The sequence below is a fragment of the Paraburkholderia sp. CI3 genome (assembly GCF_050436505.1).
GTDB classification, from domain to species: Bacteria; Pseudomonadota; Gammaproteobacteria; order Burkholderiales; family Burkholderiaceae; genus Paraburkholderia; species Paraburkholderia tuberum.
On the sequence record NZ_JBNDMI010000004.1, the window covers coordinates 2094834 to 2118694 of the forward strand.

The window sequence follows — 23861 nt, forward strand, 5'->3', positions numbered from 1 at the left end:
GTCCTAATTACGACCTTTGCGAAGGGCCGTATATGGCGGAGTCCGGTCCGATGATGAAGCGACAAAGCCGCTCGCCGTCGCCCGGACTGTGACTGTCGCAAGCTGGCGTTTGCCGGGCGGGACTTGCATGCTGGAAAATGCCGCCTTTGCACGGCGCACGCCAGAAGCGTTCGTACGAAGCTGACGCGAAGCTTGGTGAAGAGCGGACGTCCCGGCGGCTACGCGGCGCCCGCCCCGCGCCCCGCGTGTGCCAACGCCAGCGCCAGCCTTGCCCCCGCCCCGGCATTGTTTTTCACGAGCGCGATGTTTGTCGCCAGGCTGCGTCCACCCGTCAGCGCCTTGATGCGAGCCCCGCGTCGACGAAACCTGGTGGCGGGAGGCGATCGGCTTCCTGCTCACGCCTTCGCATTGAAATATGAAAGCACGCTCCGTCCCGTCGAGCTGGAAACGCTTCTATGTCTTCGATGCGAAGAACAGGCCTGTCGAGGTGTTCGACCACGGCGCGTGGTCGCACTGGATGACGGAAAACGAACTGATCTTCCGCCGCACACTGCTGGACGACTACGGTGTAACGGTCACGACCCGCTTGCGTGGCGTGTCCAAACCGAAAACCGGGGAGGCTTTGCTGTTCGTGACGCGCGTCGCCGGAATGCAGGCGCAAGACAACAGGAGCTACGGAGCAAGTACGCTCGATGAGGCGCTGGAGCGGCATGAGCGCATCGTGCAGAAAATCCTCCGGATGCTGACCGCGCGGTGATCGCCACAGCGCGACGATTCTCCGCGAGACGCAAATGCCACAGAAGGCGCAAGGGCGTGTAGATTAGGATCTTGTTGCGACCCGCCACTGTGTCTTCGAATCGGTCGCCATCCGAACCAGTCCTGAAGTTGCACAGGAGCCGGCATGAACACGAAGCACAGCAAGAAAGGTCATCTCGAAGCCGCGGCGTCACACCACGAACAGGCCGCGCGACATCACCGCGAGGCGTCGCGGCATTTCGATGACGGTCAAGACTTTGCCCACGCCGCACATCAGGCGATGATGGCCCATGGCCATACGTTGCATGCGATCGATCAGGCACACGACGCTGGCGCGCACAGCGCCAATACGCCATCAATAACGCCTCCATCGACCGGCTCAGGCGCAAGTGCCGCGGACGTGGCAAAACATCATGCGGCGGCCGTGGAGCTTCACACGCAGGCGGCGCAGCATATGCGCCACGCCGTCAAGCTCTTCGATCAGGATCGTAGCGCGGCCTCCCACGACGCACAGCTAGCGCTCTCCCTTGCACTGCGCGCTTTGTCCCATGGCAACGAAGCAGCCAGACTATTTGTCAAGCTCGCTGCCAGTGGTGCATCGTGAGTTAAGGCCGGTTGAATTCAAGCCAGTCACAACTTATTTGGTGGAGTATTCGGAGTGGTGCGGTATCCGCTTATACCGATTCTTGAGCGCACCGAAAGCTGAATCGCTTTCTGCACGGCATGCACGCCGTACAGCACCAGGTTGTCGCGCGGATCTACGGTCGTGGGCCTGCCGCAAAGATCCGCGCATTGATAGGTATGGCGCAATCCAGCGCGCCACTCGCGACTAGGCCTTTCGCTCCACTCAGGTGAAGCCGGTAAGGAAAGGTGCTCAACCCGCGTAGCGCTGAAACTGGCTCGTTCAACTACACTTCGTCGCCTGAGCGGACGGGCAAGGAGGAACGCGCTGGTCATCTGGGAACGAGCTGTAGATGCGGTGCTGTGCGCGCTTAAACCGCGACCGCTAAAAGAGCCGCTGATGGATGTTGGATTCGCTCGTTGACAATGAGCTCAGGACTCAACTCTTGTTTGTTGAACGACCCAAACTGGGCCGAAACCAGAAGTTCCTCTCCCTGCTCGCGCGAGGCCACGCAAGTACTAGCGCATGGTATGCGTGACGTGGAAATAGATTTCAGGCGCCTCATCGCGGCCCGTCCTGCGCTTCGCTATCCGACGCATCAATGCACGCCTATGCGACCCACGTACGAGATTTGCCGAAACCGCCGCATTGGCATCGCGGAGCGCAGTGGCCAGTTCGTGCGCAAATACGCGTTGAAACACCGCCAGCGCTCCTTCATTTCCTCTACCACCCGTTGCGAATAGCCAGCGAGCGAGTCACGACAACCATTTGCGGTATCGCGCTCGAACAACTCATCCGCTATCCGCTGCGCCGCCGTTTGCCAGTTATCCCGATTCGCCGGTTCACCAGCCTCGGTGGGTAGTTTCGCATCGCACACTGGGAGCGCCATTTCGTCGGGCAAAGTCATCCCAGATGTCCCGCGCCACGCCTGCAACACGATCCGTAGCACACCGCACGTGGTCAGCCCGACATCGCCGTCGTTATAGAGGAAGCAGTACACGCACAACGTCAGCCAGCACACCAGCACGATCACACCGAAAGTCACGCGCGACAGCCGGCTCAGCACTCTCGCGCACCGCGAAAACAGAAACAGAACGGCAAACCATTCGGCGCTGATCGACCTCGACACGAAGTTCCAGCTCGCTTCGCGACGAAACATCGGCCGACGAACACCAGAAACGTCACCAGATACAGCGGATAGACGCGCGCAAACCGCTTGACGATAAACGATCGATAGTCGACCCAGCCGAACGCGGTCGCTCGCGAAGGAAGATACGTATAGGCAAGGATGAAGCCGCGCAGCATGAAAAAGATGTCAACACCCCAGACCCAGTTATCGATGAGTTGCACAATGCCCAGTGGCAGCCCCCTTCGTTGTCGGCAAAGTGATGAACGACGACGAGCAACGCCGCGAACGCACGCAGCCCAGTCAGGCCGTAGATCTTTCGCATTGAATTGCCCGGCGATCACGCAAGTGAGCACGACGCAGCGCCAGGTAAAAGAGGTGCGGCCACGCAATGCGCGGCTCCCAGCGGCAAATAGTGTTGATGCAACGATGTTGCGAGACAGACCTACCCGCCTCGCGCAGCCGGCCTTCGGTATCGGCTGTTTGCAGACTGATGCGGGTGTGGTTGCCGGTTCGCCCGACAACGGGTGAGAGGCCGACGGCAGCACGGCAATTGCATCGTATAAGTTCGCCGCAACGCGGTGTGTGCGCTAACACCCCACTTGATCGGTAAGGTCTCGAGGGTGCGCCGACGAGTCGCTTCGGGCCTGATACAGCCGTTTGCGGTCAGCGTTGCGCCGCGTCCGGCGCGACGTCGTGGTGCAACGCATGGCCAGCCTGGTCGGGAACGTGGAGCGGGTCGTACGACCGTGGCATCGCGAGGTTGCGCGCAACGACGGTTTCGGCCTGTGCGCTCGGCTGCTGGCGTGGCGCGCCGTATGCAGCTATCGCTTGCGCGGGTGCCGACGCGAACCACAAGATCCTGCCGGCGCATTCGATGCCAACCTGACGTCCGTTCCAGTAGACAGCGTTTTCCATCGCGACCTCTCCCCGAACATGAAGAACGTCATCATCCGCGCCGCGCCTCGCGTGTCCGTCTGCCAGCGCACGTCGAGCCATCAGTAGTCGCTTCAATCATAGGTGGCCCGGTGCGCTGCGCATGAGTTGTCACCAAATGAGGTCCTTTTGTCACAGCAATGCGGGAATGAGTTTGCCAACCAACTGTCAGTCAGTTGATTAGCGACAAAAATCTTTAAATAGTGCTTTGCGCCGTCAACGCGATGGGGAATGGGTCGTTTACAAAGAATTAGACCGCGAGTTATGCAATCGGCAAATTGCGTACGTTCAGTTCAGGAAAAGCGAAAAACCTGTCGATGCGGCAATGCACAAATTTGTCACGTTTTAGTCATGCGAAAATGTTAGATGCAGCGCAGCGACATTATCGAACGGTCGTGCTGAAACCTAGGCTGGGCAAGGCTCGAGAGGGACTGGCAGAAGGAGCGGTAAAGAGATGATTTCGCGCTGGCAATTAAGCGGATCAAGCAGACCGCGAAACGCAGGCGATAGTCAGACGATAAATTTTATTCAATCCCTCCGCTGGTGTGTCGGCTTGTGCCGTTAAAGCAACAGAGTGTGTATGACTCGCGTCGGACACTGGTGCGATGCAGGGAACGAGGCCGATAATCGATTCGCAAAGGAGAAAGATCATGGATGCCAAACCACCGAAGATTCCGACCCCGGACAAAGTACTTTACCCGGATCCGGAACCTGTGGCCGTCGAGTTTTTGGGAGCCGAGCTGCCCGAGCATGTTCGCGCTTTCTTTGACGAACAACGCAAATCGTGCGATCCGAAGTAACGGACCCCTGGCGCGGTGCAGCATTCGCGCTCGCTGATTTCACGTGCGGCGAATACTCGCGCCCTCATTACGCGTCCGACATCTCCGTCATGACGTTGGATCAGCTCGCCTGAGCACAGCAGTTGCACGGGGCCACGCGGCTCGAGCGCCTTCATACGCGCGTCCTTCTCTCGCCCACTTCGCCCCGACGATCCGTGTGAATCGACCCGGTGCTCGCAGGTTGCGGCGCATCATTTATTCTTCTGTTTTTCCGTCAACGGCCGCCCGGCCACGTCCACCTCATGAATCATTTGCATCGCTTCGGCGCGTCATGCGCGCTCGTCATCGCCGCCGCCTTCGCCTTCTCGCCCGCCCCCGCCCTCGCCGACGGCGACGACACCGCGCTCACGAGCCTGATCGCGCTGGTTTCGCAGCGCCTTGCACTCGCGGAACCGGTCGCACGCTGGAAGTGGGCGAACCACCAGCCGATCACCGATACGCCGCGTGAAAACGCGCTGCTCGCCGAGGTTGAAAAGCGCGCCGCGGCGGCAAACGTCGACCCGGCGTTCGCCCGCGCGTTCTTCCAGGATCAGATCGATGCGAGCAAAGACGTGCAGAACGCGCTCTTCGCGAACTGGCGTCGCACCCAGCCACCGCAAGGTCCCGCACCCGATCTCGCAACCAGCACCCGACCGCAGCTCGACAAGCTGACACAGTCGTTGATGGCGAGTTTGGCGCGCGTGCAGCCGCTGCGCGAGGCGGACGATTGTCCGTCGCGGGTCGCGCAATCGCTGGCTAACTGGAAGGCGCTGACGCGCTATGACTCTGCGCATTCGAGCGCGTTGACGCACGCACTAGGTCACGTGTGCGAGACGGGCGGAGTCGGCGCCACCGGCTGATTCCGGTAACGCCACGACGCGCGCACGTCGCATAAGCGTCACGCGACGATGCTCGACTCAGGGCTGTCACGCGACACGCTCAACGGCATCACGCGCAGGCCTCGCGCCAGATGGCTTTGCAGGATACGGTACGTCGAGAGTTCGAACGACCCGGCCAGCGTCGACGCATGCAGCTGCGCCGCCGCGACGAGCGACGGCGCGTGTCCGAGGTAGCGCCAGCGATCGACCACGTGGAAGATACCCTGCGCGTCCTCACGCTCCTCGAACACGATGGGCCCCTCGAACGGCCACGGCGCGTTCGCGGGATCGCTCTTCGTCACGCGCGGCAAGCGGTTGTGGCCCGGCCGCAGCGTTGCGATCCACTGCGCCTCCGCGAGCATCGCGCCGAGTTCTCCGCCAGTCGCGTGCCATTCGACGCGTCGCACGAGCTGCGCTAGCCGCATATCCTTCGACGAACGCCGCTCGCCAGTCAGATGCGAGCGCAGCCGCTGACGCACGCGCACGCTGCGACCGACATACAGCGGCGCATCGTCTTCGCCATAAAACGCATACACGCCACAGCCAGCCGGCGCGGTGTCGAGCAAATCTTCGGTGATGTCGCCGGCGAGCCGGTAGCGACGCGTCGTGCGCTCGATCTGCGCGCGCAGCGCTTCCAGCGGCACGAGCGTCGGCAGACGCTGCCAGAACTGCCAGATCAGATCGGCGTCGGCGAGCGCGCGGTGGCGGTCGGACGGCACCAGCGCATGGCGTTCGACCAGCGCATCGAGACCGTGGCGCTTTTCGCCGGGAAACAGCGCGCGCGACAGCCGCACCGTGCACAGCACGTCCGGATCGAACGCGATTCCCGCGCGACGAAATTCGCTGCGTAAAAATCCGCGATCGAAACTCGCGTTGTGCGCCACGAACAGCTTGCCGTTCAAACGCTCGAACAACGCGGGCGCGATCGACTCGAACGTCGGTGAGCCGCGCACCATGTCGTTCGTGATGCCGGTCAGCTGTTGGATGAACGACGGAATCGGCTGCTGTGGGTCGATCAGGCTGCTCCAGCGCGAGACGCCAGCCAGCCCGACTTCGACGACGCCAACCTCAGTAATGCGGTGCTCGCTCGTGGAGCCGCCGGTCGTTTCGAGATCTACGAAAACGATGGGTGCATCGAGTGCCGGTTCCGGCGAAAGCAGTTCAGACATGGGACAAGGGATTCGGGCGCATGAATTTGCGGCAAGTATGCACCAGTTGGACGTTGCGCATCCAGACAGCGCCGCGTGCGCAGCTGGAAACTGCGTCGGCACGGGCCGTCGATTTTGCGCTGAAATCCCGCAGACGCTTAAACCAGACCATTAATCCAGACGTAGTCAATTCGTTTCGATGGATTATCTTCCGACAATAATGCGTATTGTTGAACCACGCAGTTACCGAAGATCCGACCTGAGAGACATCTAGATAAAAATAAAAACCCTCGCGCGACGGCGAGGGTTTTTCGCTCCCGACTGCGCGGGCGGCGCGCCCAGCCCAGCGCATTTACAGCGGCTGAATGTTGGCCGCCTGCTTGCCCTTCGGGCTGGTCTTGACTTCAAAAGACACGCGCTGATTTTCCTTCAACGACTTGAAGCCCTCGCTGCGGATCTCCGAAAAGTGCGCGAACAGATCCTCGCCACCCACGTCCGACGTGATGAAGCCAAAACCCTTAGCATCGTTGAACCATTTGACGACACCAGTTTCCATTTCCTGTTTTCCCTCTGTGATTAATCCAAAGCGGGCGTTGCCCTCGAATCGATCTAACCCCGATTCAGTTGCCTATATCTGATCAAGACAGAAACAGCCAATCAAATTCGGCTTTGCCGTTATACGGGGAACAGAGAATGACCGTCAAGTAAACTTTTCATATGCGTTTAGCGTATAAAAAGATAAGACTTCAAACTACAGGGATATAGGTCGGCGCGTCAAATTTACCTTAACGAAAATAATCCGAGTCCGCAAACGGAAAAATTTGCGAAAATATGCAATACGAATGTAACAAAGTCTATCTTTGCGTAAGTGTTTGTCCGACTTGTTGCGGCGCCGCCTCACTCGCATGATGCAAGTCAGTTGTAGCGATGCGCTTCAGGAGGTTGCCATGCTGTCCAAGGAAATTCACCGTCTCTTCACCTGGCTCACTCATTCGCACGCAAAGGTCATATCAGACCAGCCCGCACAGATCGGGGATTCATGCGCCGTTTTCGACTTCGATCCGATGTGGCACGGAGACCACTGGCAGAACCTGCTCTCCTCGCCAATGGATGCGCGCCGTTATGTGATGGAAGACTGGAGCGTGCCCGCGCAGTCGGACTGGGACGACGCGGAAGGTACTGCGCCCGCTCATTAGAGACATTCGCGAAACTCGTCCGCCATAAAAAAAAGCGCGACTGGAAGGTCGCGCTGACAAAGGTTTGGAGATCTTTTTCGTCAACGAAAAAGTCTGCTTCGGAAAGCAGAAATTACAGTATAGCGGTCATATGCAAGTTCGATTATTCACACGATTAACAATCGTCTATTGCCGCAACAACAACAATCGTTTTCCCGCATTTCTGCCCGTTGTTTTTCCGCATCATTCGGTGTCGCGAATCAGCAACGCGCTTTAGGAAAATTCAGACGCCGAATCCGCCCAGTCGGCGCAAAGCCTTTATCCATAAGGCTCGAATGGCGATTAACGATCGTTTCTCCTCGCGTAATACTTTATTGCGAGAATCGGAACGCCAACTCCCGGAAGTGTCTCTCTACACTCTGCCTAATCGGAAACCGGCGCGGATCTGGTCAACGCGCTTTTCACGCGGATTCCGCTTCTCGCAGCGCTCGCGTGAAGGTCTCCCAAGCCAGGGTTTTATACCTCTCTCGCTCTTGGAGTTATATCAATGAAGAAGACACTCATGGTCGCTGCCCTGTCGGGCGTTTTCGTAACGGCAGCGCACGCGCAAAGTAGCGTCACCCTGTATGGCCTGATCGACGCCGGTATCACTTATACGAACAACCAGCATCCGAATCCGAGTAGTAACCAGCACGGCGCCAACGTGGCGATGACGAGCGGCTCGGTGAACGGCAGCCGTTTCGGCCTGCGTGGCGCTGAAGATCTGGGCGGCGGTCTGAAGGCCATCTTCACGTTGGAGAACGGCTTCGGCATCAATGACGGCACGCTCAAGCAGAACAGCCGTCTGTTCGGCCGTCAGGCCTTCGTCGGTCTGTCGAGCGACCAGTTCGGTGCCGTGACCCTCGGCCGTCAATACGACAGCGTGGCCGACTACGTCGGCCCGCTGGCACTGACCGGCACGCAGTACGGCGGCACGCAGTTCGCGCACCCGTTCGACAACGACAACTTGAACAACTCGTTCCGTATCAACAATTCGGCCAAATTCCAGAGCGCGAACTACGGCGGCTTCAAGTTTGGCGGCTTGTACGGCTTCTCGAACCAGGCTGCCGGCTTCGCCAACAACCGCGCTTACAGTGCGGGCGCGTCGTATAACTGGGGCGGCCTGAACGTTGCCGCTGCGTACATGCAACTGAACAGCAATGGCGCGAACAGCGCAGCCGCTGCGTTCAACTCGGGTGGCGCGGTGTCGGGCGACAACACGTTCTTCGCTCAGCGTCAGCAAACGTGGGGCGCAGGCGCCAACTACGCATTCGGCCCGGCAGCGGTCGGCCTCGTGTACTCGCAGACGAACCTGCATGGCTTGGCAGGTATCAGCGCGGCCAATTCGGGCATAACGGGCGGCGTCGGCTTCCCGACCAACAGCGCTCAGTTCCAGAACTTTGAAGCCAACGCCCGTTACGCGCTGACGCCGGCAATCAGCATCGCTGGCGCGTACACGTACACGCGCGCGAACCTCTCGAGCTCGCACGTGCACTGGAACCAGGTCAACCTGCAAACCGCGTACGCATTGTCCAAGCGTACCGACGTGTATCTGCAAGGCGTGTATCAGGCAGCAAACGAAGACTCGATCGTTAACGCCTACATCAATGGCGTGGGCGGTGCTTCGGGCAACAACAAGCAAGTCGCTGTGACCGCAGGTCTGCGTCACCGCTTCTAAGCACTGCGCAAGGACTGGCAGTAGAGAAGGCGCCGTTCGCGGCGCCTTTTTTATGTCCGTGCCGACGTGGTTTCTTGCCGCTTTGTGCGCAGGCCTGCGTGCGTGCACGTGAGCCCAGGTCCTCGCCAGAGGCCTAGCGGCCGCTATCAGGCAGCGGATACTTGACGTCGAGAATATCGATCGGCTGCGGACCGGCCGGCGTGAATAGCGTGACCGTATCGCCGACTTTAGCCTTCAGCAGCGCACGCGCAATGGGCGAAATCCAGCTTACGTGCCCGATGTCCAGGTCCACCTCGTCGACACCGACGATCGTCACCTGATGCTCTTCGCCGTCCTCGGTCGCATAGTCGACCGTCGCGCCGAAAAACACCTGGTCGACGTTTTCCTGCCGGCTGCTATCGACGACCTCGGCTAGATCGAGCCGCTTGGTCAGAAAACGGATGCGCCGGTCGATTTCCCGCAGACGGCGTTTGCCGTAGATGTAGTCGCCATTCTCCGAGCGGTCGCCGTTCGACGCCGCCCACGACACGAGCTTGACAACCTCGGGCCGCTCGACATCGATCAGATGCAGCAATTCATCACGCATACGCCGATGACCGGCGGGAGTCATGTAATTTTTGGTGCCGGCGGGCACGTCGGGCTGGGCGATGTCGAGATCGTCATCGTTGTCTTCGCTCGACTCTTTGACAAAGGCCTTGTTCATAATCATCCATTAACAGCAACTAGCAACAATCTCATAAAAGGTTACACGATCGGGCCGGCGACACAAATCGCCGTGATGGGCTTCCGTTTTTCAAATCTGTTGGCTATAATCTCGTTTCTGTGTGCGGCTGTAGCTCAGTTGGATAGAGTACTTGGCTACGAACCAAGGGGTCGTGGGTTCGAATCCTGCCAGCCGCGCCACCTTATTCGAGAGCGCCCTTACAGGGAGCTCTCAGGTTTCATCAGTTTTTACAGTAAGCATCACCGTTTTGCGTGCGGCTGTAGCTCAGTTGGATAGAGTACTTGGCTACGAACCAAGGGGTCGTGGGTTCGAATCCTGCCAGCCGCACCACCTATGAAGGGCCTTCCAACCGGAAGGCCCTTTGTTTTTTCTGGCGCACCATGCCGTGCCCGTCCGCCAGCAACTCATCGCGGCGGCGACTGGATATCCCCAATTTGCCCATCCGGGTGCGGCAAGTCCTCGACGACCCCGCCCACCGTTTGCTCGCTGATCGTCTCAGTCCGCATGCCGGTCAGTGCCTGGCGCTCGCGTAGCACGTCGTCGACGGTATCGCCGAAACGGCTCACGACAAACGCCCGCAGCAAAGCAATGCGCAGCGAGTCGCCCATTCCCTCCGAGGCTCGCTGCCCGCCCTTGAACTCAGCGACGCATACCGCGCCTTTATCGCTCTGCTCGCGCACGTCGAGCCGCATCGCGCGCTCGAGCACAACGGCAGCCGCCTCCCATGACGCGGAAGGCGTGAAACGCCCGTCCCACGGACGACCACGATCGTTGCCGCGGATCGCAACAGTCTCGCCGCTATCGGTAAAGTAGATTTCGCGCACGAAGTCGTGCAGGCTGCGCGCCACCCAGTAATCGAGCGCCACGTCAGCGAGGTCGGACACGTTCATCTGCGTTCCCCCTGGAGTTCAGGTGAGACCTGCCTTGAGTTGTATCCTGAGCCGCCGCACGAAAGATGCCTGACTGGCGAGAAGCGCCAGTCCAAGCCGCGCCGACGCCCAGCCGGAAGCCGTTCAGTAGTCCGCGCGCTCGCGGTCGACGCGCATGCCGCCGTCGTGGCGGTGATGCCCCTCTTCGCTCGGCCGCTCACGCGTGATGCGCATCACATCGGGATTCGTGCGCACGCGCCGCATCACATTGGCCAGATGCACCCGGTCGCTGACCTGGATCACGAAGCGCAGAATCGTGGATTCCTGCGACAGATCTTCGTCCATCGCGATATGGACGATGTTCGCGTCCGCCGATGTGATGTCGGCCGCTACGCGGGCGAACACGCCCTTGGTGTTCTTGACCAGTACCTTGACCGCGACATCGAACAGCCGCCCCGGCTGCGGCGCCCACGCGACGTCGATCCAGCGGCCCGGATCGCGCCGGTGGATACGCTGCGCGACGCGGCAGTCGGTGGTATGGATCGCCATGCCGAGACCGATGCCGATATAGCCCATGATGTCGTCGCCCGGAATCGGACGGCAACACGCGGACAGCTGCACCGACATGCCCTCGGTACCGGTGATGACGACCGGCGGCGCGTGCGGCGTCGAACCGGACTCGGAGCGCGAGCCGTCGTCGTCGGCGTCGCGCCCGCTCATCAGCACTTCGATGCGCTTGGCCATCACCGCGGCGACCCGCCGGCCGAGACCGATGTCCGCGAAAATTTCCTGACGGTTCTTGTTGCCCGTCCACTGCACGAGCTTTTCCCACGCCTCCGGCGTCACATCCGATAGTGCAAGGCCATAGCCCTTCAACGCCTGATCGACGAGACGCTCGCCGAGCTGCACCGACTCGTTCAGACGCATCGTCTTCAGATAATGACGGATCGCCGAGCGCGCCTTGCCGCTGCGCACGAAGCCGAGCCATGCGGGGTTCGGCTTCGAATACGGCGCCGTGATGACTTCGACGATGTCGCCGCTCTTCAGCTCGGTACGCAACGGCAACAGCTCGTTGTTGATCTTCACCGCGACGCACTGGTTGCCGAGGTCGCTGTGGATCGAGTACGCGAAGTCGAGCGCGGTGGCGCCGCGCGGCAGCGCCATGATCTTCGACTTCGGCGTGAACACGTAGACCGCATCAGGGAACAGGTCGATCTTCACGTGCTCGAGGAACTCGCTCGAATCGCCCGCTTCGCTCTGAATGTCGAGCAGCGACTTCAGCCACTGGTGTGCGCGCATCTGCACGTCGTTCAGATCCGCGCTGCCGTTCTTGTACAGCCAGTGCGCGGCAACGCCCGCCTCGGCGATCTCGTGCATCTTGCGCGTGCGCACCTGAAACTCGATCGGTGCGCCGAACGGGCCGACGAGCGTGGTGTGCAGCGACTGATAGCCGTTCACCTTCGGGATCGCGATGTAATCCTTGAACTTGCCCGGAACAGGCTTGAAAAGCGCATGCAACGCGCCGATGCAGGTATAACACTCGAGCGCGCTCTCGACGACCACGCGAAAACCATACACGTCGAGCACCTGCGAAAACGACAGCTGCTTGTCGCGCATCTTCTTGTAAATGCTGAAGATGGTTTTCTCGCGACCGGTGACTTCGGCGTCGAGCTTCGCGTCCGCAATCGCGCGCTGCACCGATTCGAGAATCTTGCCGACCACCTCGCGACGATTGCCGCGCGCCGCCTTCACGGCTTTTTCGAGTGTCGCGTAACGGTGCGGGTTGAAGTTCGCGAAACTCAGGTCCTGCAGCTCGCGATAGGTATTATTCAGGCCGAGCCGGTGAGCGATCGGCGCGTAAATGTCTAGCGTTTCGCGCGCGACACGGCGACGTTTCTCCGACGGCACCGCGCCGAGCGTGCGCATGTTGTGCAGCCTGTCGGCGAGCTTCACGAGGATCACGCGCACGTCGCGCGCCATCGCGAGCAGCATCTTGCGGAAGTTCTCCGCTTGCGCTTCCTCGCGATTGCGAAACTCCATCTTGTCCAGCTTGGACAACCCGTCGACCAGCTCCGCGACCTTCGCGCCGAAGCGCTCGGCGAGTTCCGCCTTGGTCACGCCCTGGTCTTCCATCACGTCGTGCAGCAGCGCCGCCATGATCGCCTGGGCGTCGAGATTCCAGCCCGCGCAGATTTCCGCGACGGCGACCGGATGCGTGATGTAGGGCTCGCCGCTCTGGCGATACTGGCCGAGGTGGGCTTCGTCGCTGAAGTGGAACGCCGCCTTGATATCCTTGATCTCTTCCGGCTGCAGATAGCCGGACAGCGCAGACGTCAGATTGGCGATGGAGACGACGTCATGCCGGCGCGGCTGCTCCGGCGTGGCGGTCGGCCCGAACAGATGGCGAAACGATTGCTCGAGGACCGCGTCGATGTACTTGCGTGCAGAGGACGGTGAGTCGGTGTCGTGCTCCGCTTCCGTGGCGGTGGGCGGGGTAGCACTCATGGTCGCCTCCGGTAGCGGTCAGGGTTGGACGCAGTTCTGCACGTTGAGCAATCCGGTGTGGCGAATACCGGCAAGTCGAAAACGAAAATCCGTGGGCCTTAGACCGGCACCTTCTTCAGCATTTCGACGCCGACCTGACCCGATGCGATTTCACGCAGGGCGAGGACGGTGGGCTTGTCGCGGCTTTCGATTTTCGGCGTGTGGCCTTGAGCGAGCTGACGCGCGCGATAGGTTGCGGCAAGCGCGAGTTCGAAACGGTTCGGGATCTGTTTGAGGCAGTCTTCGACGGTAATGCGGGCCATGTTGGGTTCCTTCTCAGTATGTTGCTTATTCTACCTTATGTGCTTGACACCACGCCGCGCTCACGCGTGCGGCAGGTGGATGCCGAGCTGCATGAAAAGCTGCGTGTGACGCGCGTACTGCGACGCGAAGCGCGAGCGCGTCGCGCCGACGAGGCACTGCAACTCCGCCAGCGCGCGATCGAAGTTCTCGTTGATCACGACGTACTCCGCTTCGGCCGCGTGCGCGATCTCGCCGCCCGCCGCGAGCAAGCGTCGCGTGATTACGTTCGGCTCGTCCTGGCCGCGCTTTTTCAGACGCTCTTCGAGCGCTTCGAGCGACGGCGGCAGAATGAAAATCTCCACCGCGTTGTTGAATTGCTTCTTCACCTGCTGCGCACCCTGCCAGTCGATTTCGAGCAGCACGTCATGGCCGTTTTTCATCTGCTCCTCGATCCACACGCGCGACGTGCCGTAATAGTTGCCGTGCACTTCCGCGCTTTCGAGAAACTCGCCCGCGTCGTGACGCTGCATGAAATCTTCGACGCTCGTGAAGTGATAGTGCTCGCCGTCCTGCTCCTTCGGACGCGGAGGGCGCGTCGTGTAGGAGATCGACAGACGGATCGCGTCGTCGCTCGCGAGCAACGCGTTCACGAGCGTCGACTTGCCCGCGCCCGACGGCGCGACGACCATGAACAGGTTGCCGGGATAAGCGCCGGCGTACGAATGGCGCGCCGCGCCGGTTTCGCGTGGATGGTGGTCGGTCATGATGTGGGGCGCTCCAGCCTTATTCGAGATTCTGTACCTGCTCGCGCATCTGTTCGATCAAGAGCTTCAGCGTCATCGAGGAATCCGCGAGTTCCTTCGCCGCCGCCTTCGAACCGAGCGTGTTCGCTTCGCGGTTCAGCTCCTGCATCATGAAGTCGAGCCGCTTGCCGACCTTGCCGCCCTTCTCGATCACGTGACGCGTTTCGTTCAGGTGCGCGGTGAGGCGCGACAGCTCTTCGGCGATGTCGATGCGAATGCCGTACATCGTCACTTCCTGGCGAATCCGCTCGTTGATCTCTTCGCGCGACACGATCGTCACGGCCGCATCCGGCGCGGCGATGCCGAGCGCTTCCTGCAGACGCTCGACGATTTTCTGCTGATGTCGCGCAATCAGCTCGGGCACGAGCGGGGTGATCTTCACGACGATCGTCTCCATTTCGGTGACGTTGGCGAGCAGCACCGTCGCGAGTTGCGCGCCTTCACGCGCGCGCACGTCGATCAGGTCCGCGATCGCCTGCTTGCCGCATCCGAGCACCGCTTCGCGCAGCGTCTCGGGCGCGATGCCGCTTTCGGCGAGCACGCCCGGCCAGCGCAGAATTTCGCCGGTGCGCAGACGGCCGGCTTCAGGAAACGTGCCGAGCACCGTGCGTTCCAGCTGCGCGAGTTGCGCGAGCGCGTCGCGGTTGATCGCGCCCGCGTTCGCCGACTGCTCGCTGCGCTGCAGATTCACGCGAATGTCGACCTTGCCGCGCGACAGCTTGTTCATCAGCATTTCGCGCAGCGTCGGTTCGACGACGCGCACGTCTTCCGGCATGCGGAAGTTCAGATCGAGAAAGCGCGAGTTCACCGTGCGCAATTCGACCGACACGCTGACGCCACCCGTGCCCGAGGCTGCCACGAGTTCGCGCGTGGCGCTCGCATAGCCAGTCATGCTGTAGATCATCGTATTTCTCGCGATTGCGGCCATGCGGTAGACGATGGCCTGAGAAGCGGATCGCCCGGCGTGTACGAGACGCGGGGCGGGGAATCGGCATTATCCCATTTTTGTCGCAGCCATCCGTATGGGCAACCGCCCTATCCGATCGGCGGTAAAATCAGGGTTTTTCCTCCGCCCTCCTCCAGCCGATCCCGACCCATTCCGACATGAGCAACGACACCCAACGCCCCAGCGGCCGCCAGCCCCACCAGTTGCGCGACGTGCGCATCACGCGTCACTACACGAAGCATGCGGAGGGCTCGGTGCTGGTCGAATTCGGCGACACCAAGGTGATCTGCACCGCGAGCGTCAGCGAGAGCGTACCGCCGTTTCTGCGCGATCGCGGCCAGGGCTGGCTCACCGCCGAATACGGCATGCTGCCGCGCGCCACGCATACCCGCAGCGACCGTGAAGCCGCGCGCGGCAAACAAACCGGCCGCACGCAGGAAATCCAGCGGCTGATCGGCCGCGCGCTGCGCTCGGTGTTCGATCTCGAGAAGCTCGGCGCGCGCACGCTCAATCTCGACTGCGACGTGATCCAGGCCGATGGCGGCACACGCACCGCGAGCATTACCGGCGCGTTCGTCGCCGCGCATGATGCGGTCGCCGGATTGCTTGCCACGGGCCGCATCGAAAGCTCGCCGATCCTGGATTACGTCGCCGCGATTTCGGTCGGCGTGTACGACGGCGTGCCGGTGCTCGACCTCGACTACGACGAAGACTCGCAGTGCGACACCGACATGAACGTCGTAATGACGGGAGCGGGCGGCTTCGTCGAAATTCAGGGCACCGCGGAAGGCGTGCCGTTCTCGCGCGAGGAAATGAATGCGCTGCTCGATCTCGCGAGCGACGGCATCAGCACGCTGATCGCGAAGCAGAAAGAGGCGCTGGGAGTGCAGCAGTGAATGAGGTTCGTCAGGACGGTGGCGGGAACAATGCTCACGGCGTAACGTCGGGAATGCCGCTGAAAAAGGTCGTGCTCGCGTCGAACAACGCGGGCAAGCTGCGCGAATTTGCGGCGCTGCTAGGCGCGGCCGGCATCGAGTTGATCGCGCAAGGCGAGCTCAACGTGCCGGAAGCGGAAGAACCGCATCCCACCTTCGTCGAAAACGCGCTGACGAAGGCCCGTCACGCTGCGCGGCTCACCGGCCTGCCCGCGCTCGCCGACGACTCGGGCCTTTGCGTGCGCGCGCTGCGCGGCGCGCCGGGCGTCTACTCGGCCCGCTTCGCGCAACTCGCCGGCGGCGAGAAAAGCGACGCGGCGAACAACGCGCGCCTCGTCGACGAACTGCGGGACGTGAGCGACCGCCGCGGCTATTACTACTGTGTGCTCGCACTCGTGCGTCACGCGGACGATCCCGAACCGCTGATCGCCGAAGGCCGCTGGCATGGCGAAATCCTGGACGCGCCGCGCGGCGAGCATGGCTTCGGTTACGACCCGTACTTCTATCTGCCGTCGCTGAACGCGAGCGCCGCCGAACTCGAGCCGGCGCTCAAGAACGCGAGCAGCCATCGCGCGATCGCGTTGCGGCAACTGCTCGCGCGTCTGTCGGAGGAAGCGTGATTCCGATCCGATCGACGCCGGCGGACCTCGGCAAGGGTGTCGTCAGTGCGTTCACGTCGCCGGGCAGCATCCGTTTGACGTCGCTGCCGCCACTTGCGCTGTACGTGCATTTCCCGTGGTGCGTGCGCAAGTGCCCGTACTGCGACTTCAATTCGCACGAGTGGAAAGGCGAGACGTTCCCGGAGAACGACTACCTCGACGCGTTGCGCGCCGACCTGGAAATGGCCTTGCCAATGATCTGGGGCCGCCAGGTGCATACGGTGTTCATCGGCGGCGGCACGCCTAGTTTGCTGTCGGCGGCGGGGCTCGATCGCATGCTGTCGGATATTCGCGCGCTGCTGCCGCTCGACGCCGACGCGGAAATCACGCTCGAAGCGAACCCCGGCACGTTCGAAGCCGACAAGTTCGCGCAGTTTCGCGCGAGCGGCGTGAACCGGCTGTCGGTCGGCATCCAGAGTTTCAACGAAACGCATCTGAAGGCGCTCGGCCGCATTCACGACGCGGCGCAGGCACGCCACGCGGTCGAAGTCGCCGCGACCACGTTCGACAACTTCAACCTCGACCTGATGTTCGCGCTGCCCAAGCAAACGCTCGCCGAATGTCAGGCCGACGTGGAAACGGCGTTGTCGTTTGCCCCGCCGCATCTGTCGCTGTATCACCTGACGCTCGAACCGAACACGCTATTCGCCAGGTTTCCGCCCGCGTTGCCCGACGATGACGCGTCCGCAGACATGCAGGACTGGATTCATCAACGCACCGCCGAGACCGGCTACGGGCGCTACGAGGTGTCCGCGTATGCGCAGCCGCATCGGCAGAGCAAACACAATCTGAACTACTGGCGCTTCGGCGACTATCTCGGCATCGGCGCGGGCGCGCATACGAAGCTGTCGTTTCCTAATCGCATCGTGCGCCAGGCGCGCTACAAACATCCGACCACGTTCATCGAGCAGGCCAGGGCTGGTGCAAGCGTGCAGGAAGAGCATGAGGTCGGGCCGCGCGATCTGCCTTTCGAGTTCATGCTGAACGCGCTGCGCCTGGTAGAAGGATTTCCGGTGCATCGGTTCATCGAGCGCACGGGCCTGTCGATCACGACGATCGAGCCGGCGTTGCAGGAAGCGGAACAGCGCAAGCTGATCACTCGCGACCACGAACGGATCGCGCCGACGCCGCTCGGCCAGGCGTTCCTGAACGACTTGCAGGCGCTGTTCCTGAAAGATCCGCAGTGATGGCGGGTCACCTAGACTCGGCAGCGAAGTCTTTTCAGGTTACAATTTGCGGCTTGGAGGTGTGGCCGAGTGGTTTAAGGCACCGGTCTTGAAAACCGGCGAAGGAGCAATCCTTCCGTGAGTTCGAATCTCACCGCCTCCGCCAAATTCAAGGCAAAAGCCCCGTACAGTCAAAGATTTACGGGGCTTTCGTTTTTTCGACCCACAAAATAACCCGCGTCGCGGTCGGCAACCTTGGTAGAGCGGTCTCGGCATGGGTGCGTCTCATCTTTCTTGGCAAGCGCCAGACTGAAGCACGTTTGAGGCAGCGCCGCCAGATGATCGAAGCCTGGACGGCACATATCATGAACTATTGATTAGCTGCTAATGCGCCGTCCACGATTCCAAGCCACGACATCTAATTCCCGCCCATTTCATCTGAAATCATCTCAAGTTCGCTTGCCCTATCGAACACCGACCGCAACATGAAATCGAGGCTCGTTCCCCGCGTAGTACCGAAAGAGCCTGATACGTGTTCGGCGAGAAATTTATAGTTACCATCCCGCCACGTGATCCATTCGTGCTGCACCTTGTCTAAATATGTCTTATCCTCGGGCGCGAGTTTTTTGTCTACATTCGCGAAAACGATATTTAGTCGTTTCGTTTGCACCGCAATCTCCGCAGTGACGCAATCAGCACTATTGGATGCTGCTTTACTGCATCGCGCGAATTGTTGTGAGTAATTTCGCTCCCCGGCATTGGCGACAGGGGATAGCAACACCCCAAAAAAACAGAGGATGTTTAAATTTTTCATAAATCATTAAGTTCCACTGGGAGTGGGTCAGTTTCACATCGGCGCTAACTAGCAGCCAAGTGCGCTGCTCTCATCGCACTTCAAATGCTCGATAATTATTGACATTTTATCGACTACTTGCGATTGGCATTTGATCTGCATTTCATCGCCACCATCCTTTGAGACTACCACACCATAGCTCGGAACTTGAGATTCGGTAGCATCATAATTCCTGAATACCGAGTATTCGTATCCCGCACTTATGAAGGAAATGCGCGTGTAATCTACGCTTGGCCGGACATAGTGATTATATAAAAATCCATGTTCACTTCCTTGTTTTGCGGAGTAGGACATCTCTATTTTTCCAACCCTCCCAAATCGATAAGCTATTGTTTGAGTGCGCTTATCCATGCACAAAGCGATAATTTTTGAAGTCGCGGTTGAGCAAGAAAAAACCCACAGATTCTGGTGACTCACATCGTGATGGCGTAGCTATAGCTACACTGCAAAGAGCGCCACCAAACAACATCATTGTGCAAATTACATATTTTATTGATCTCATTGTCCGCTTAGATCTCTATAATTTCTTGCAATAGTTGCATCGTAGCCTTGTTGAGCCGGACCGTTGTACCTAACTGAAAATCCATTAATCAGCACCACGAGCGTTAGTTTTTACTCACCATGTTGATCAAGCTCATCAACTGAATCCTCCACGCCATATTCTAGTCCATGCCGCGCTGCATTATTGAATGGTATATACATACTGCCTTTACAAATCTGATGGAATGCAGTCTGCCCATCTTTGGCGACGTATATTTCCCCGGGCACTAGCGCATTCGAAACTACGTAGGTGTAACGACCGCTCACGAATTTCAGATGACTCCCTAAACCATCGGGTAATCTTGATACATCCACAATGGAAATTTGTCCGCGAGGTGGCATTAGTTTGTTAGGAAATTTATATTCAATATTGCTATGCGTCCCGAAGCGGTACTGCACATATCCGCGATCGGGTGAAACGTTATCGGCCGCACATACAGATGCAATCTTTCTGGAATCTTGTAATTTGCAGCTAAAATACTCCACTTCACCTTGATGGCAGAGACTCGTCGCTCCAAGATAACTTGCGGGTTTGGCTGAAACCAAATCACTGGCAACTGTAATCGCCAGAACAATAGCCATTCTTACAGATTGCTTCATACGAGACCTCCCCATTGGTGGATCTCAGCGAAATTTCCTCTTCTGCCACCAATACTTTCCGTCTTCATATTATTTGGCTTTCCTTTGAATAGTCCGGGATTAATCACCTTGCTGACGGAATCGACGACATCTTGCGTATCGCCCTGGTCCGCGAGGCCGTAGAGACTATGGGCAACCCAAAAGAAACATGCTGATCGGACGGCGTACTTGACCTGCCCGACGCTTTCCGGTTCAGCCTCAAAATCAGCTGTCGCCTCTTGGGGCCACGCATCGGCGTTTGCTTTATGCCACTTTGTGAAGCGCTGATACCCTCCTCGATGCGTGAGCTGAATCATGCCGCGGCCACGATAGCGGCAACCGTCACCGCTTTCTGGCTCGCCATTACAATCTTGTCCCGCGTACACTCGGTTAGCGATAGCTTCCTCGTTCGCTGGATGGTCCTTGGTCCTTCCATATTCTTTCGCCTCTTCCGGATGTTTCAAGAAATAGGAGAATGTTCCGGTAGTAAGCGCCTCGGCAGCATAATTTAAGCTTTCGTTGTGTAGCAGCAAGGCTGAACCTGTTTCCTGCTTTACCTGAGCAAAGAAATGCTCTCTTCGGAGCGCATTATCCAATCTATACAACGTGATATGCGCATTCAGCTCATCAACAACTTCTTGAAGCGTGTTTGCTGATGCATTGGCGAAAATGTGCTGAAGCATTGACAACGTGAATTGAAACATCGATGCGAAATTAGCTCGAAGTGCAATAGGATGAATGTGAAAAACCTCCGGAGCGGGGAAGCCCGGTACTCTTGCCTTCACCTCATCCCACCACACGAGCTTATCGATCCGCTTCTGCTCTTCCTCGTGCTTCGACTTTGGCCCCGTCTGCTTCTCCAGTTCGGCGATCATCTGCTTCCATTTTGACGGGTTCGCCCACTCGCTCTCGTGCTTGACGATCAGCCTCGACGCCGCCTGCATCAGCCATGGGTACCCGCCACGCTCGGTCTGCGACAGCGTGCATAGCTCATCAGCTGCCTGCCTGCCATCGCCTTTCCTGAACAGGGCGTCGTACACCTTGAGCATCAACGGACTGAGATTCGAACGCGAAGCGAGGTCGGCAACATTGGCACCGCTCGCATAATCGACCCACTGCTGGGTGGTCGCAAAAATCGTATGCGCCGGATCATGGGCGTCTGACAGGCACTCGAAGTCGATCCACTTCTGCGCGAACTCCGGCGTCACCCGGCCGCTCGGGTGGTTGAAGTCGCACACCCAGCCGTCGACCGGTTGACCCTGCGCATTCACACCGTCGACGTGCCACCAGTTCACCGGGTAACCCGGGTCGGGATGCGGATGCGGCTCGGGGATCCGTCGATTCGAATCGCGCGCCAGTTCGGCGAGCGAATACACCTGAACCGCGTCCGTCTTTCTCGACTGCGGGTCAGCGCCGGGGACGAACTTATTGTCCGGCGTACGTTGATACAGCACCGTGCCCGGTGCGATCCGCAGGATCGTCGGCTCGTACGGCAGGCCCAGTGCCGCCCAGTCCTCCTTGTGCGGACCGTGCTGGTTGACCCATAGGCGCCCCTGCTTGAGGAACGACTGGATGCTGTCGTCGCAGAACACCTCGATGTGCGCCATCCGGGTTCCAGAGGTGCCTTGATTCAGCGAGTCGTAGCGGCCGAGGTGACCGATCAGGTCTCCCGCCTTGACGGAAATTCCGCCGCCTGTTCCCTGCGGATCGCCGGGGCTGCACGTCTGGTTCATTGCGACCACTATCCGGTCGAAGGTTGAATCCGGGATGCTCTCTTTCGCGACCGGCCCGCCATTCTGCGCGCCCAGGTAAATCCAGCCATTGATAGCCACGGAAGGCGCGACATAGCCGCCTGCCTCAGGCGGATACAGCGTTGCTCCATTCAGGTCCGTTACCTGGCCCCATGCTGCACCCTGTACCGTCGCCGTCTTGCTTATGCTGACGCTCGCACCCTGCGGCAGGATGCCAAGAACGGAGCCGTTGGGCGTCTTGCGCACATGCAAACCTACCTGCGCCGGGTCCACAGTTTGTCCAGCGCGCGGCGACGGTCTGTCCTGGGCGTACTGTGTAACCTGCCACTGCCGCGACCAGTACGCCGGTTTCTGCCGCTTCGGGAAATTGCTGTCGTAGTCGGCGTTCGACATCAGGTGCATGTACAGGCTGTAGAACGTCAGCTTCGAGTCGCGCGGAAACTCCATTTCGTGCCGCACGAGGGCAAAGCCCGTACTGTAGGGAGCCTGAAACGGCGCATTGCCGCCTTCCATTGCCAGCTCGCTGACCGGGTAGTCCTTGTTGGCGCGGTAAGCGATCAGCACGCCGTCCGCAATGCATCGCAATCCGGCGTCAAGGTCCAACGCCTGCCCCGCGCCGGCCTCGGTGATGTGAACCCCGCCGTGCCACATGCCCTTGCGGCTGACGAGATACGCGCCCGACGGCTCGCTTGCGGCGAGCAGCCGGTAGATATCGTGCTCATCGGTGAATTGGGCTGACGGTCGGGCATTGCCTTGCGCCTTGCGCAGGAAGGGAAAGGCAAATGCCAGTTGCTTGAGGCGGGGCGTTGGTGGCGTTTGTGGGTTATGCGGTACCGACTTGCTCGTCATGGACTCGGTGCACTCCGTATAGATGGGATCGCACCACCTTATGACGGATCGAGAGCCAGCATCAATGCGTCGCGCTCTGAATTTATGCAAACGATTGTGAAATGAAAATCTGCCGCTTCGCTGCAGCCGGTGGCCTTGGTTGTCCTCTACCGGTCGAGCTTGTATCGGGTCGAAGTCCGCCAGCCGTGCGCTGCCGTTCTTGAGTTTCCTTGGGCGTCGTACCGCCGTCGCGCTTCGTCGACAATGTGTTGCCATTCGGTTGGTGCGGCTTCGTTCCCGGCAAATCTCAACCAGCAGTTCGCCGAGGTCGTGGCGTTTCGTCGGGACGCCAAGCCCGCCCCGCATAAGACGCAATCCGTTGTGCAGCAGCGTCACGCGGGCCTTCGCCTCGCCGTATTCCGCCGAACCCGGCAGAATGAACCTCACGGACTGCTCAGCGGCGGCGAGCGCCATCACGAGGTGGGCGCGCTGCGGTTCCCGCGCTTCGGCACAGCTGCTTGTCGAGCTGGCCGCGCCAGCGCGCCGGGTTATCGCCGCTGCGGTGGCCGCGCACCGTCACCCAGTCGAGAACCGGTTCGATGCGCCCGCGAAGGCGCGACGCGTTTTGGGCTTTCGTCGCGCACATCGGCTCCAGCACCTTCATGACGAGCGCGGTTCGACGGCGGCGACCGGAAGTTCGCCGAATACCGGCCCGGCGTAGGTCGTGATGGTGTTCGTCCACTGATTGACCTGCTGCGCGTTCTTCCAGCCGTTGCGGTGAGCGTCGATATAGGCCGTCGCGCACGCGGCGAACGTCACGCCCTTTGCCTTTTCGACCTTCGCCGCCGTCCGCTCGCCCTGCCGGGCGTCGAGCGGATCAACGCAGTCAAGTAGCTGGCGGCAGGTTGGCGGGCGTCGGCCAGTCCGACAGTGTGCGAAGGTCCGAGACCCATGTAGCGGGCGCGGCCTTGGCGCATGTAGCGAAACAGCCGAGGCCTTGACGCCCGCCGTCGCGATTTGCAGATACAGGCCATTGCCGTCGCAGTAGTCGCCCGCCTCGGCGGTACGATCAACGAATGCGTGGGCAAGTCGGCTAACTGCCTTAGCAATGAGCCAGATTCCGTGGCACTCCAACGCCGTCAATTCTCATGAATGACGGGTTTTGTTTTTGCGACTCTGAAAACGCCGTCGGTTTGGAACGTGTTG

General features: G+C 60.0%; 23 protein-coding genes, 3 tRNA genes and 2 pseudogenes. 12 read left to right on the plus strand and 16 right to left on the minus strand.

Annotated features, from left to right (window positions below; all coding sequences use genetic code 11):
- Positions 1-218: 218 nt before the first annotated feature.
- A pseudogene (locus OKW29_RS30995) lies at positions 219-350 on the minus strand (pseudouridine-5'-phosphate glycosidase); the annotation flags it as partial.
- A gap of 65 nt (positions 351-415) precedes the next feature.
- Between OKW29_RS30995 and OKW29_RS31000 the strand changes: the two are divergent.
- Together OKW29_RS31000 and OKW29_RS31005 are read left to right on the plus strand one after the other, a co-directional pair.
- Complete coding sequence (locus OKW29_RS31000) at positions 416-757, plus strand: hypothetical protein (RefSeq protein WP_429293735.1); 342 nt, start codon at positions 416-418, stop codon at positions 755-757.
- A 144-nt stretch (positions 758-901) separates the two neighbouring features.
- The gene (locus OKW29_RS31005) at positions 902-1360 is read left to right on the plus strand and encodes a hypothetical protein (protein ID WP_184053105.1); all 459 of its coding nucleotides are present in this window, start codon (positions 902-904) and stop codon (positions 1358-1360) included.
- Between the two features lie 616 nt (positions 1361-1976).
- Here the strand turns inward: OKW29_RS31005 and OKW29_RS31010 are convergent.
- From OKW29_RS31010 to OKW29_RS31020, 3 genes are all read right to left on the minus strand, one after another.
- Positions 1977-2411 (minus strand): hypothetical protein, encoded by a 435-nt coding sequence (locus tag OKW29_RS31010; protein ID WP_429293736.1) that lies wholly within the window; start codon positions 2409-2411, stop codon positions 1977-1979.
- A 26-nt stretch (positions 2412-2437) separates the two neighbouring features.
- Positions 2438-2896 (minus strand): hypothetical protein, encoded by a 459-nt coding sequence (locus tag OKW29_RS31015; RefSeq protein WP_429293737.1) that lies wholly within the window; start codon positions 2894-2896, stop codon positions 2438-2440.
- A 274-nt stretch (positions 2897-3170) separates the two neighbouring features.
- The gene (locus tag OKW29_RS31020) at positions 3171-3422 is read right to left on the minus strand and encodes a hypothetical protein (RefSeq protein ID WP_429293738.1); all 252 of its coding nucleotides are present in this window, start codon (positions 3420-3422) and stop codon (positions 3171-3173) included.
- Between the two features lie 668 nt (positions 3423-4090).
- On the opposite strand from OKW29_RS31020, the gene OKW29_RS31025 reads away from it, so the two are divergent.
- Positions 4091-4240, plus strand: coding sequence for a hypothetical protein (locus OKW29_RS31025; protein ID WP_018421453.1), 150 nt, complete (start codon positions 4091-4093; stop codon positions 4238-4240).
- A gap of 281 nt (positions 4241-4521) precedes the next feature.
- Positions 4522-5118, plus strand: coding sequence for a chorismate mutase (locus tag OKW29_RS31030; protein ID WP_429293739.1), 597 nt, complete (start codon positions 4522-4524; stop codon positions 5116-5118).
- Between the two features lie 38 nt (positions 5119-5156).
- On the opposite strand, the gene OKW29_RS31035 is transcribed toward OKW29_RS31030, so the two are convergent.
- Positions 5157-6305, minus strand: coding sequence for an exonuclease domain-containing protein (locus OKW29_RS31035; protein ID WP_429293740.1), 1149 nt, complete (start codon positions 6303-6305; stop codon positions 5157-5159).
- Positions 6306-6636: 331 nt separating this feature from the next.
- Entirely contained in the window at positions 6637-6840 is a 204-nt protein-coding gene (locus OKW29_RS31040; protein WP_018421456.1) for a cold-shock protein, read from the minus strand.
- A gap of 391 nt (positions 6841-7231) precedes the next feature.
- Between OKW29_RS31040 and OKW29_RS31045 the strand changes: the two genes are divergently transcribed.
- Both OKW29_RS31045 and OKW29_RS31050 read left to right on the plus strand, forming a co-directional pair.
- Complete coding sequence (locus tag OKW29_RS31045) at positions 7232-7480, plus strand: hypothetical protein (protein WP_429293741.1); 249 nt, start codon at positions 7232-7234, stop codon at positions 7478-7480.
- A gap of 526 nt (positions 7481-8006) precedes the next feature.
- Complete coding sequence (locus OKW29_RS31050) at positions 8007-9176, plus strand: porin (RefSeq protein WP_429293742.1); 1170 nt, start codon at positions 8007-8009, stop codon at positions 9174-9176.
- Between the two features lie 133 nt (positions 9177-9309).
- Here the strand turns inward: OKW29_RS31050 and greB are convergent, their stop codons facing one another.
- Positions 9310-9879: a transcription elongation factor GreB gene (gene greB, locus OKW29_RS31055; RefSeq protein ID WP_184023299.1), complete on the minus strand. Its 570-nt coding sequence runs from the start codon at positions 9877-9879 to the stop codon at positions 9310-9312.
- A 123-nt stretch (positions 9880-10002) separates the two neighbouring features.
- On the opposite strand from greB, the gene OKW29_RS31060 reads away from it, so the two are divergent.
- Both OKW29_RS31060 and OKW29_RS31065 read left to right on the plus strand, forming a co-directional pair.
- Positions 10003-10079: transfer RNA gene (locus OKW29_RS31060), tRNA-Arg, on the plus strand.
- 74 nt (positions 10080-10153) lie between these two features.
- Positions 10154-10230: transfer RNA gene (locus OKW29_RS31065), tRNA-Arg, on the plus strand.
- A 74-nt stretch (positions 10231-10304) separates the two neighbouring features.
- On the opposite strand, the gene OKW29_RS31070 is transcribed toward OKW29_RS31065, so the two are convergent.
- The 5 genes from OKW29_RS31070 to OKW29_RS31090 form a co-directional block, all read right to left on the minus strand.
- On the minus strand, positions 10305-10790 hold the full coding sequence (locus OKW29_RS31070) for a phage protein NinX family protein (protein ID WP_429293743.1): 486 nt from the start codon (positions 10788-10790) through the stop codon (positions 10305-10307).
- Positions 10791-10913: 123 nt separating this feature from the next.
- Positions 10914-13274 carry a RelA/SpoT family protein gene (locus tag OKW29_RS31075; RefSeq protein WP_429293744.1) on the minus strand — a complete coding sequence of 787 codons (2361 nt, stop codon included), beginning with the start codon at positions 13272-13274 and terminating at the stop codon, positions 10914-10916.
- 98 nt (positions 13275-13372) lie between these two features.
- A complete protein-coding gene (gene rpoZ, locus OKW29_RS31080; protein WP_008921215.1) occupies positions 13373-13576 on the minus strand; it encodes a DNA-directed RNA polymerase subunit omega in 204 nt (67 codons plus the stop codon).
- 60 nt (positions 13577-13636) lie between these two features.
- Positions 13637-14320, minus strand: a complete 684-nt coding sequence (gene gmk / locus OKW29_RS31085) for a guanylate kinase (RefSeq protein WP_090801453.1) — start codon at positions 14318-14320, stop codon at positions 13637-13639.
- A gap of 19 nt (positions 14321-14339) precedes the next feature.
- On the minus strand, positions 14340-15263 hold the full coding sequence (locus tag OKW29_RS31090) for a YicC/YloC family endoribonuclease (protein WP_429293745.1): 924 nt from the start codon (positions 15261-15263) through the stop codon (positions 14340-14342).
- Positions 15264-15463: 200 nt separating this feature from the next.
- On the opposite strand from OKW29_RS31090, the gene rph reads away from it, so the two are divergent.
- From rph to OKW29_RS31110, 4 genes are all read left to right on the plus strand, one after another.
- The gene (gene rph / locus OKW29_RS31095; RefSeq protein WP_429293746.1) at positions 15464-16201 is read left to right on the plus strand and encodes a ribonuclease PH; all 738 of its coding nucleotides are present in this window, start codon (positions 15464-15466) and stop codon (positions 16199-16201) included.
- The gene (rdgB, locus tag OKW29_RS31100; RefSeq protein WP_409340050.1) at positions 16198-16860 is read left to right on the plus strand and encodes an RdgB/HAM1 family non-canonical purine NTP pyrophosphatase; all 663 of its coding nucleotides are present in this window, start codon (positions 16198-16200) and stop codon (positions 16858-16860) included. The genes rph and rdgB overlap by 4 nt, the downstream gene beginning before the upstream one ends.
- Complete coding sequence (gene hemW, locus OKW29_RS31105; protein WP_429293747.1) at positions 16857-18086, plus strand: radical SAM family heme chaperone HemW; 1230 nt, start codon at positions 16857-16859, stop codon at positions 18084-18086. The genes rdgB and hemW overlap by 4 nt, the downstream gene beginning before the upstream one ends.
- A 55-nt stretch (positions 18087-18141) precedes the next feature.
- Positions 18142-18231: transfer RNA gene (locus OKW29_RS31110), tRNA-Ser, on the plus strand.
- A gap of 252 nt (positions 18232-18483) precedes the next feature.
- On the opposite strand, the gene OKW29_RS31115 is transcribed toward OKW29_RS31110, so the two are convergent.
- The 4 genes and pseudogenes from OKW29_RS31115 to OKW29_RS31130 form a co-directional block, all read right to left on the minus strand.
- A complete protein-coding gene (locus OKW29_RS31115; RefSeq protein WP_429293748.1) occupies positions 18484-18879 on the minus strand; it encodes a lysozyme inhibitor LprI family protein in 396 nt (131 codons plus the stop codon).
- A 651-nt stretch (positions 18880-19530) separates the two neighbouring features.
- A complete protein-coding gene (locus tag OKW29_RS31120; RefSeq protein WP_429293749.1) occupies positions 19531-20058 on the minus strand; it encodes a hypothetical protein in 528 nt (175 codons plus the stop codon).
- On the minus strand, positions 20055-23129 hold the full coding sequence (locus OKW29_RS31125) for a glycoside hydrolase family 19 protein (protein ID WP_429294977.1): 3075 nt from the start codon (positions 23127-23129) through the stop codon (positions 20055-20057). Before OKW29_RS31125 ends, OKW29_RS31120 begins: the two co-directional genes overlap by 4 nt.
- A pseudogene (locus tag OKW29_RS31130) lies at positions 23110-23474 on the minus strand (phage integrase central domain-containing protein). The gene OKW29_RS31125 and the pseudogene OKW29_RS31130 overlap by 20 nt, the downstream one beginning before the upstream one ends.
- Between the last annotated feature and the right edge of the window lie 387 nt (positions 23475-23861).

Coding starts and splice junctions, on each gene's coding strand:
- OKW29_RS31000 (WP_429293735.1), top strand. CDS start 416: ATGAAAGCACGCTCCGTCCCGTCGAGCTGGAAACGCTTCTATGTCTTC.
- OKW29_RS31005 (WP_184053105.1), top strand. CDS start 902: ATGAACACGAAGCACAGCAAGAAAGGTCATCTCGAAGCCGCGGCGTCA.
- OKW29_RS31020 (WP_429293738.1), bottom strand. CDS start 3,422: ATGGAAAACGCTGTCTACTGGAACGGACGTCAGGTTGGCATCGAATGC.
- OKW29_RS31025 (WP_018421453.1), top strand. CDS start 4,091: ATGGATGCCAAACCACCGAAGATTCCGACCCCGGACAAAGTACTTTAC.
- OKW29_RS31030 (WP_429293739.1), top strand. CDS start 4,522: ATGAATCATTTGCATCGCTTCGGCGCGTCATGCGCGCTCGTCATCGCC.
- OKW29_RS31035 (WP_429293740.1), bottom strand. CDS start 6,305: ATGTCTGAACTGCTTTCGCCGGAACCGGCACTCGATGCACCCATCGTT.
- OKW29_RS31040 (WP_018421456.1), bottom strand. CDS start 6,840: ATGGAAACTGGTGTCGTCAAATGGTTCAACGATGCTAAGGGTTTTGGC.
- OKW29_RS31045 (WP_429293741.1), top strand. CDS start 7,232: ATGCTGTCCAAGGAAATTCACCGTCTCTTCACCTGGCTCACTCATTCG.
- OKW29_RS31050 (WP_429293742.1), top strand. CDS start 8,007: ATGAAGAAGACACTCATGGTCGCTGCCCTGTCGGGCGTTTTCGTAACG.
- greB (WP_184023299.1), bottom strand. CDS start 9,879: ATGAACAAGGCCTTTGTCAAAGAGTCGAGCGAAGACAACGATGACGAT.
- OKW29_RS31070 (WP_429293743.1), bottom strand. CDS start 10,790: ATGAACGTGTCCGACCTCGCTGACGTGGCGCTCGATTACTGGGTGGCG.
- OKW29_RS31075 (WP_429293744.1), bottom strand. CDS start 13,274: ATGAGTGCTACCCCGCCCACCGCCACGGAAGCGGAGCACGACACCGAC.
- rpoZ (WP_008921215.1), bottom strand. CDS start 13,576: ATGGCCCGCATTACCGTCGAAGACTGCCTCAAACAGATCCCGAACCGT.
- gmk (WP_090801453.1), bottom strand. CDS start 14,320: ATGACCGACCACCATCCACGCGAAACCGGCGCGGCGCGCCATTCGTAC.
- OKW29_RS31090 (WP_429293745.1), bottom strand. CDS start 15,263: ATGATCTACAGCATGACTGGCTATGCGAGCGCCACGCGCGAACTCGTG.
- rph (WP_429293746.1), top strand. CDS start 15,464: ATGAGCAACGACACCCAACGCCCCAGCGGCCGCCAGCCCCACCAGTTG.
- OKW29_RS31115 (WP_429293748.1), bottom strand. CDS start 18,879: ATGAAAAATTTAAACATCCTCTGTTTTTTTGGGGTGTTGCTATCCCCT.
- OKW29_RS31120 (WP_429293749.1), bottom strand. CDS start 20,058: ATGAAGCAATCTGTAAGAATGGCTATTGTTCTGGCGATTACAGTTGCC.
- OKW29_RS31125 (WP_429294977.1), bottom strand. CDS start 23,129: ATGGCGCTCGCCGCCGCTGAGCAGTCCGTGAGGTTCATTCTGCCGGGT.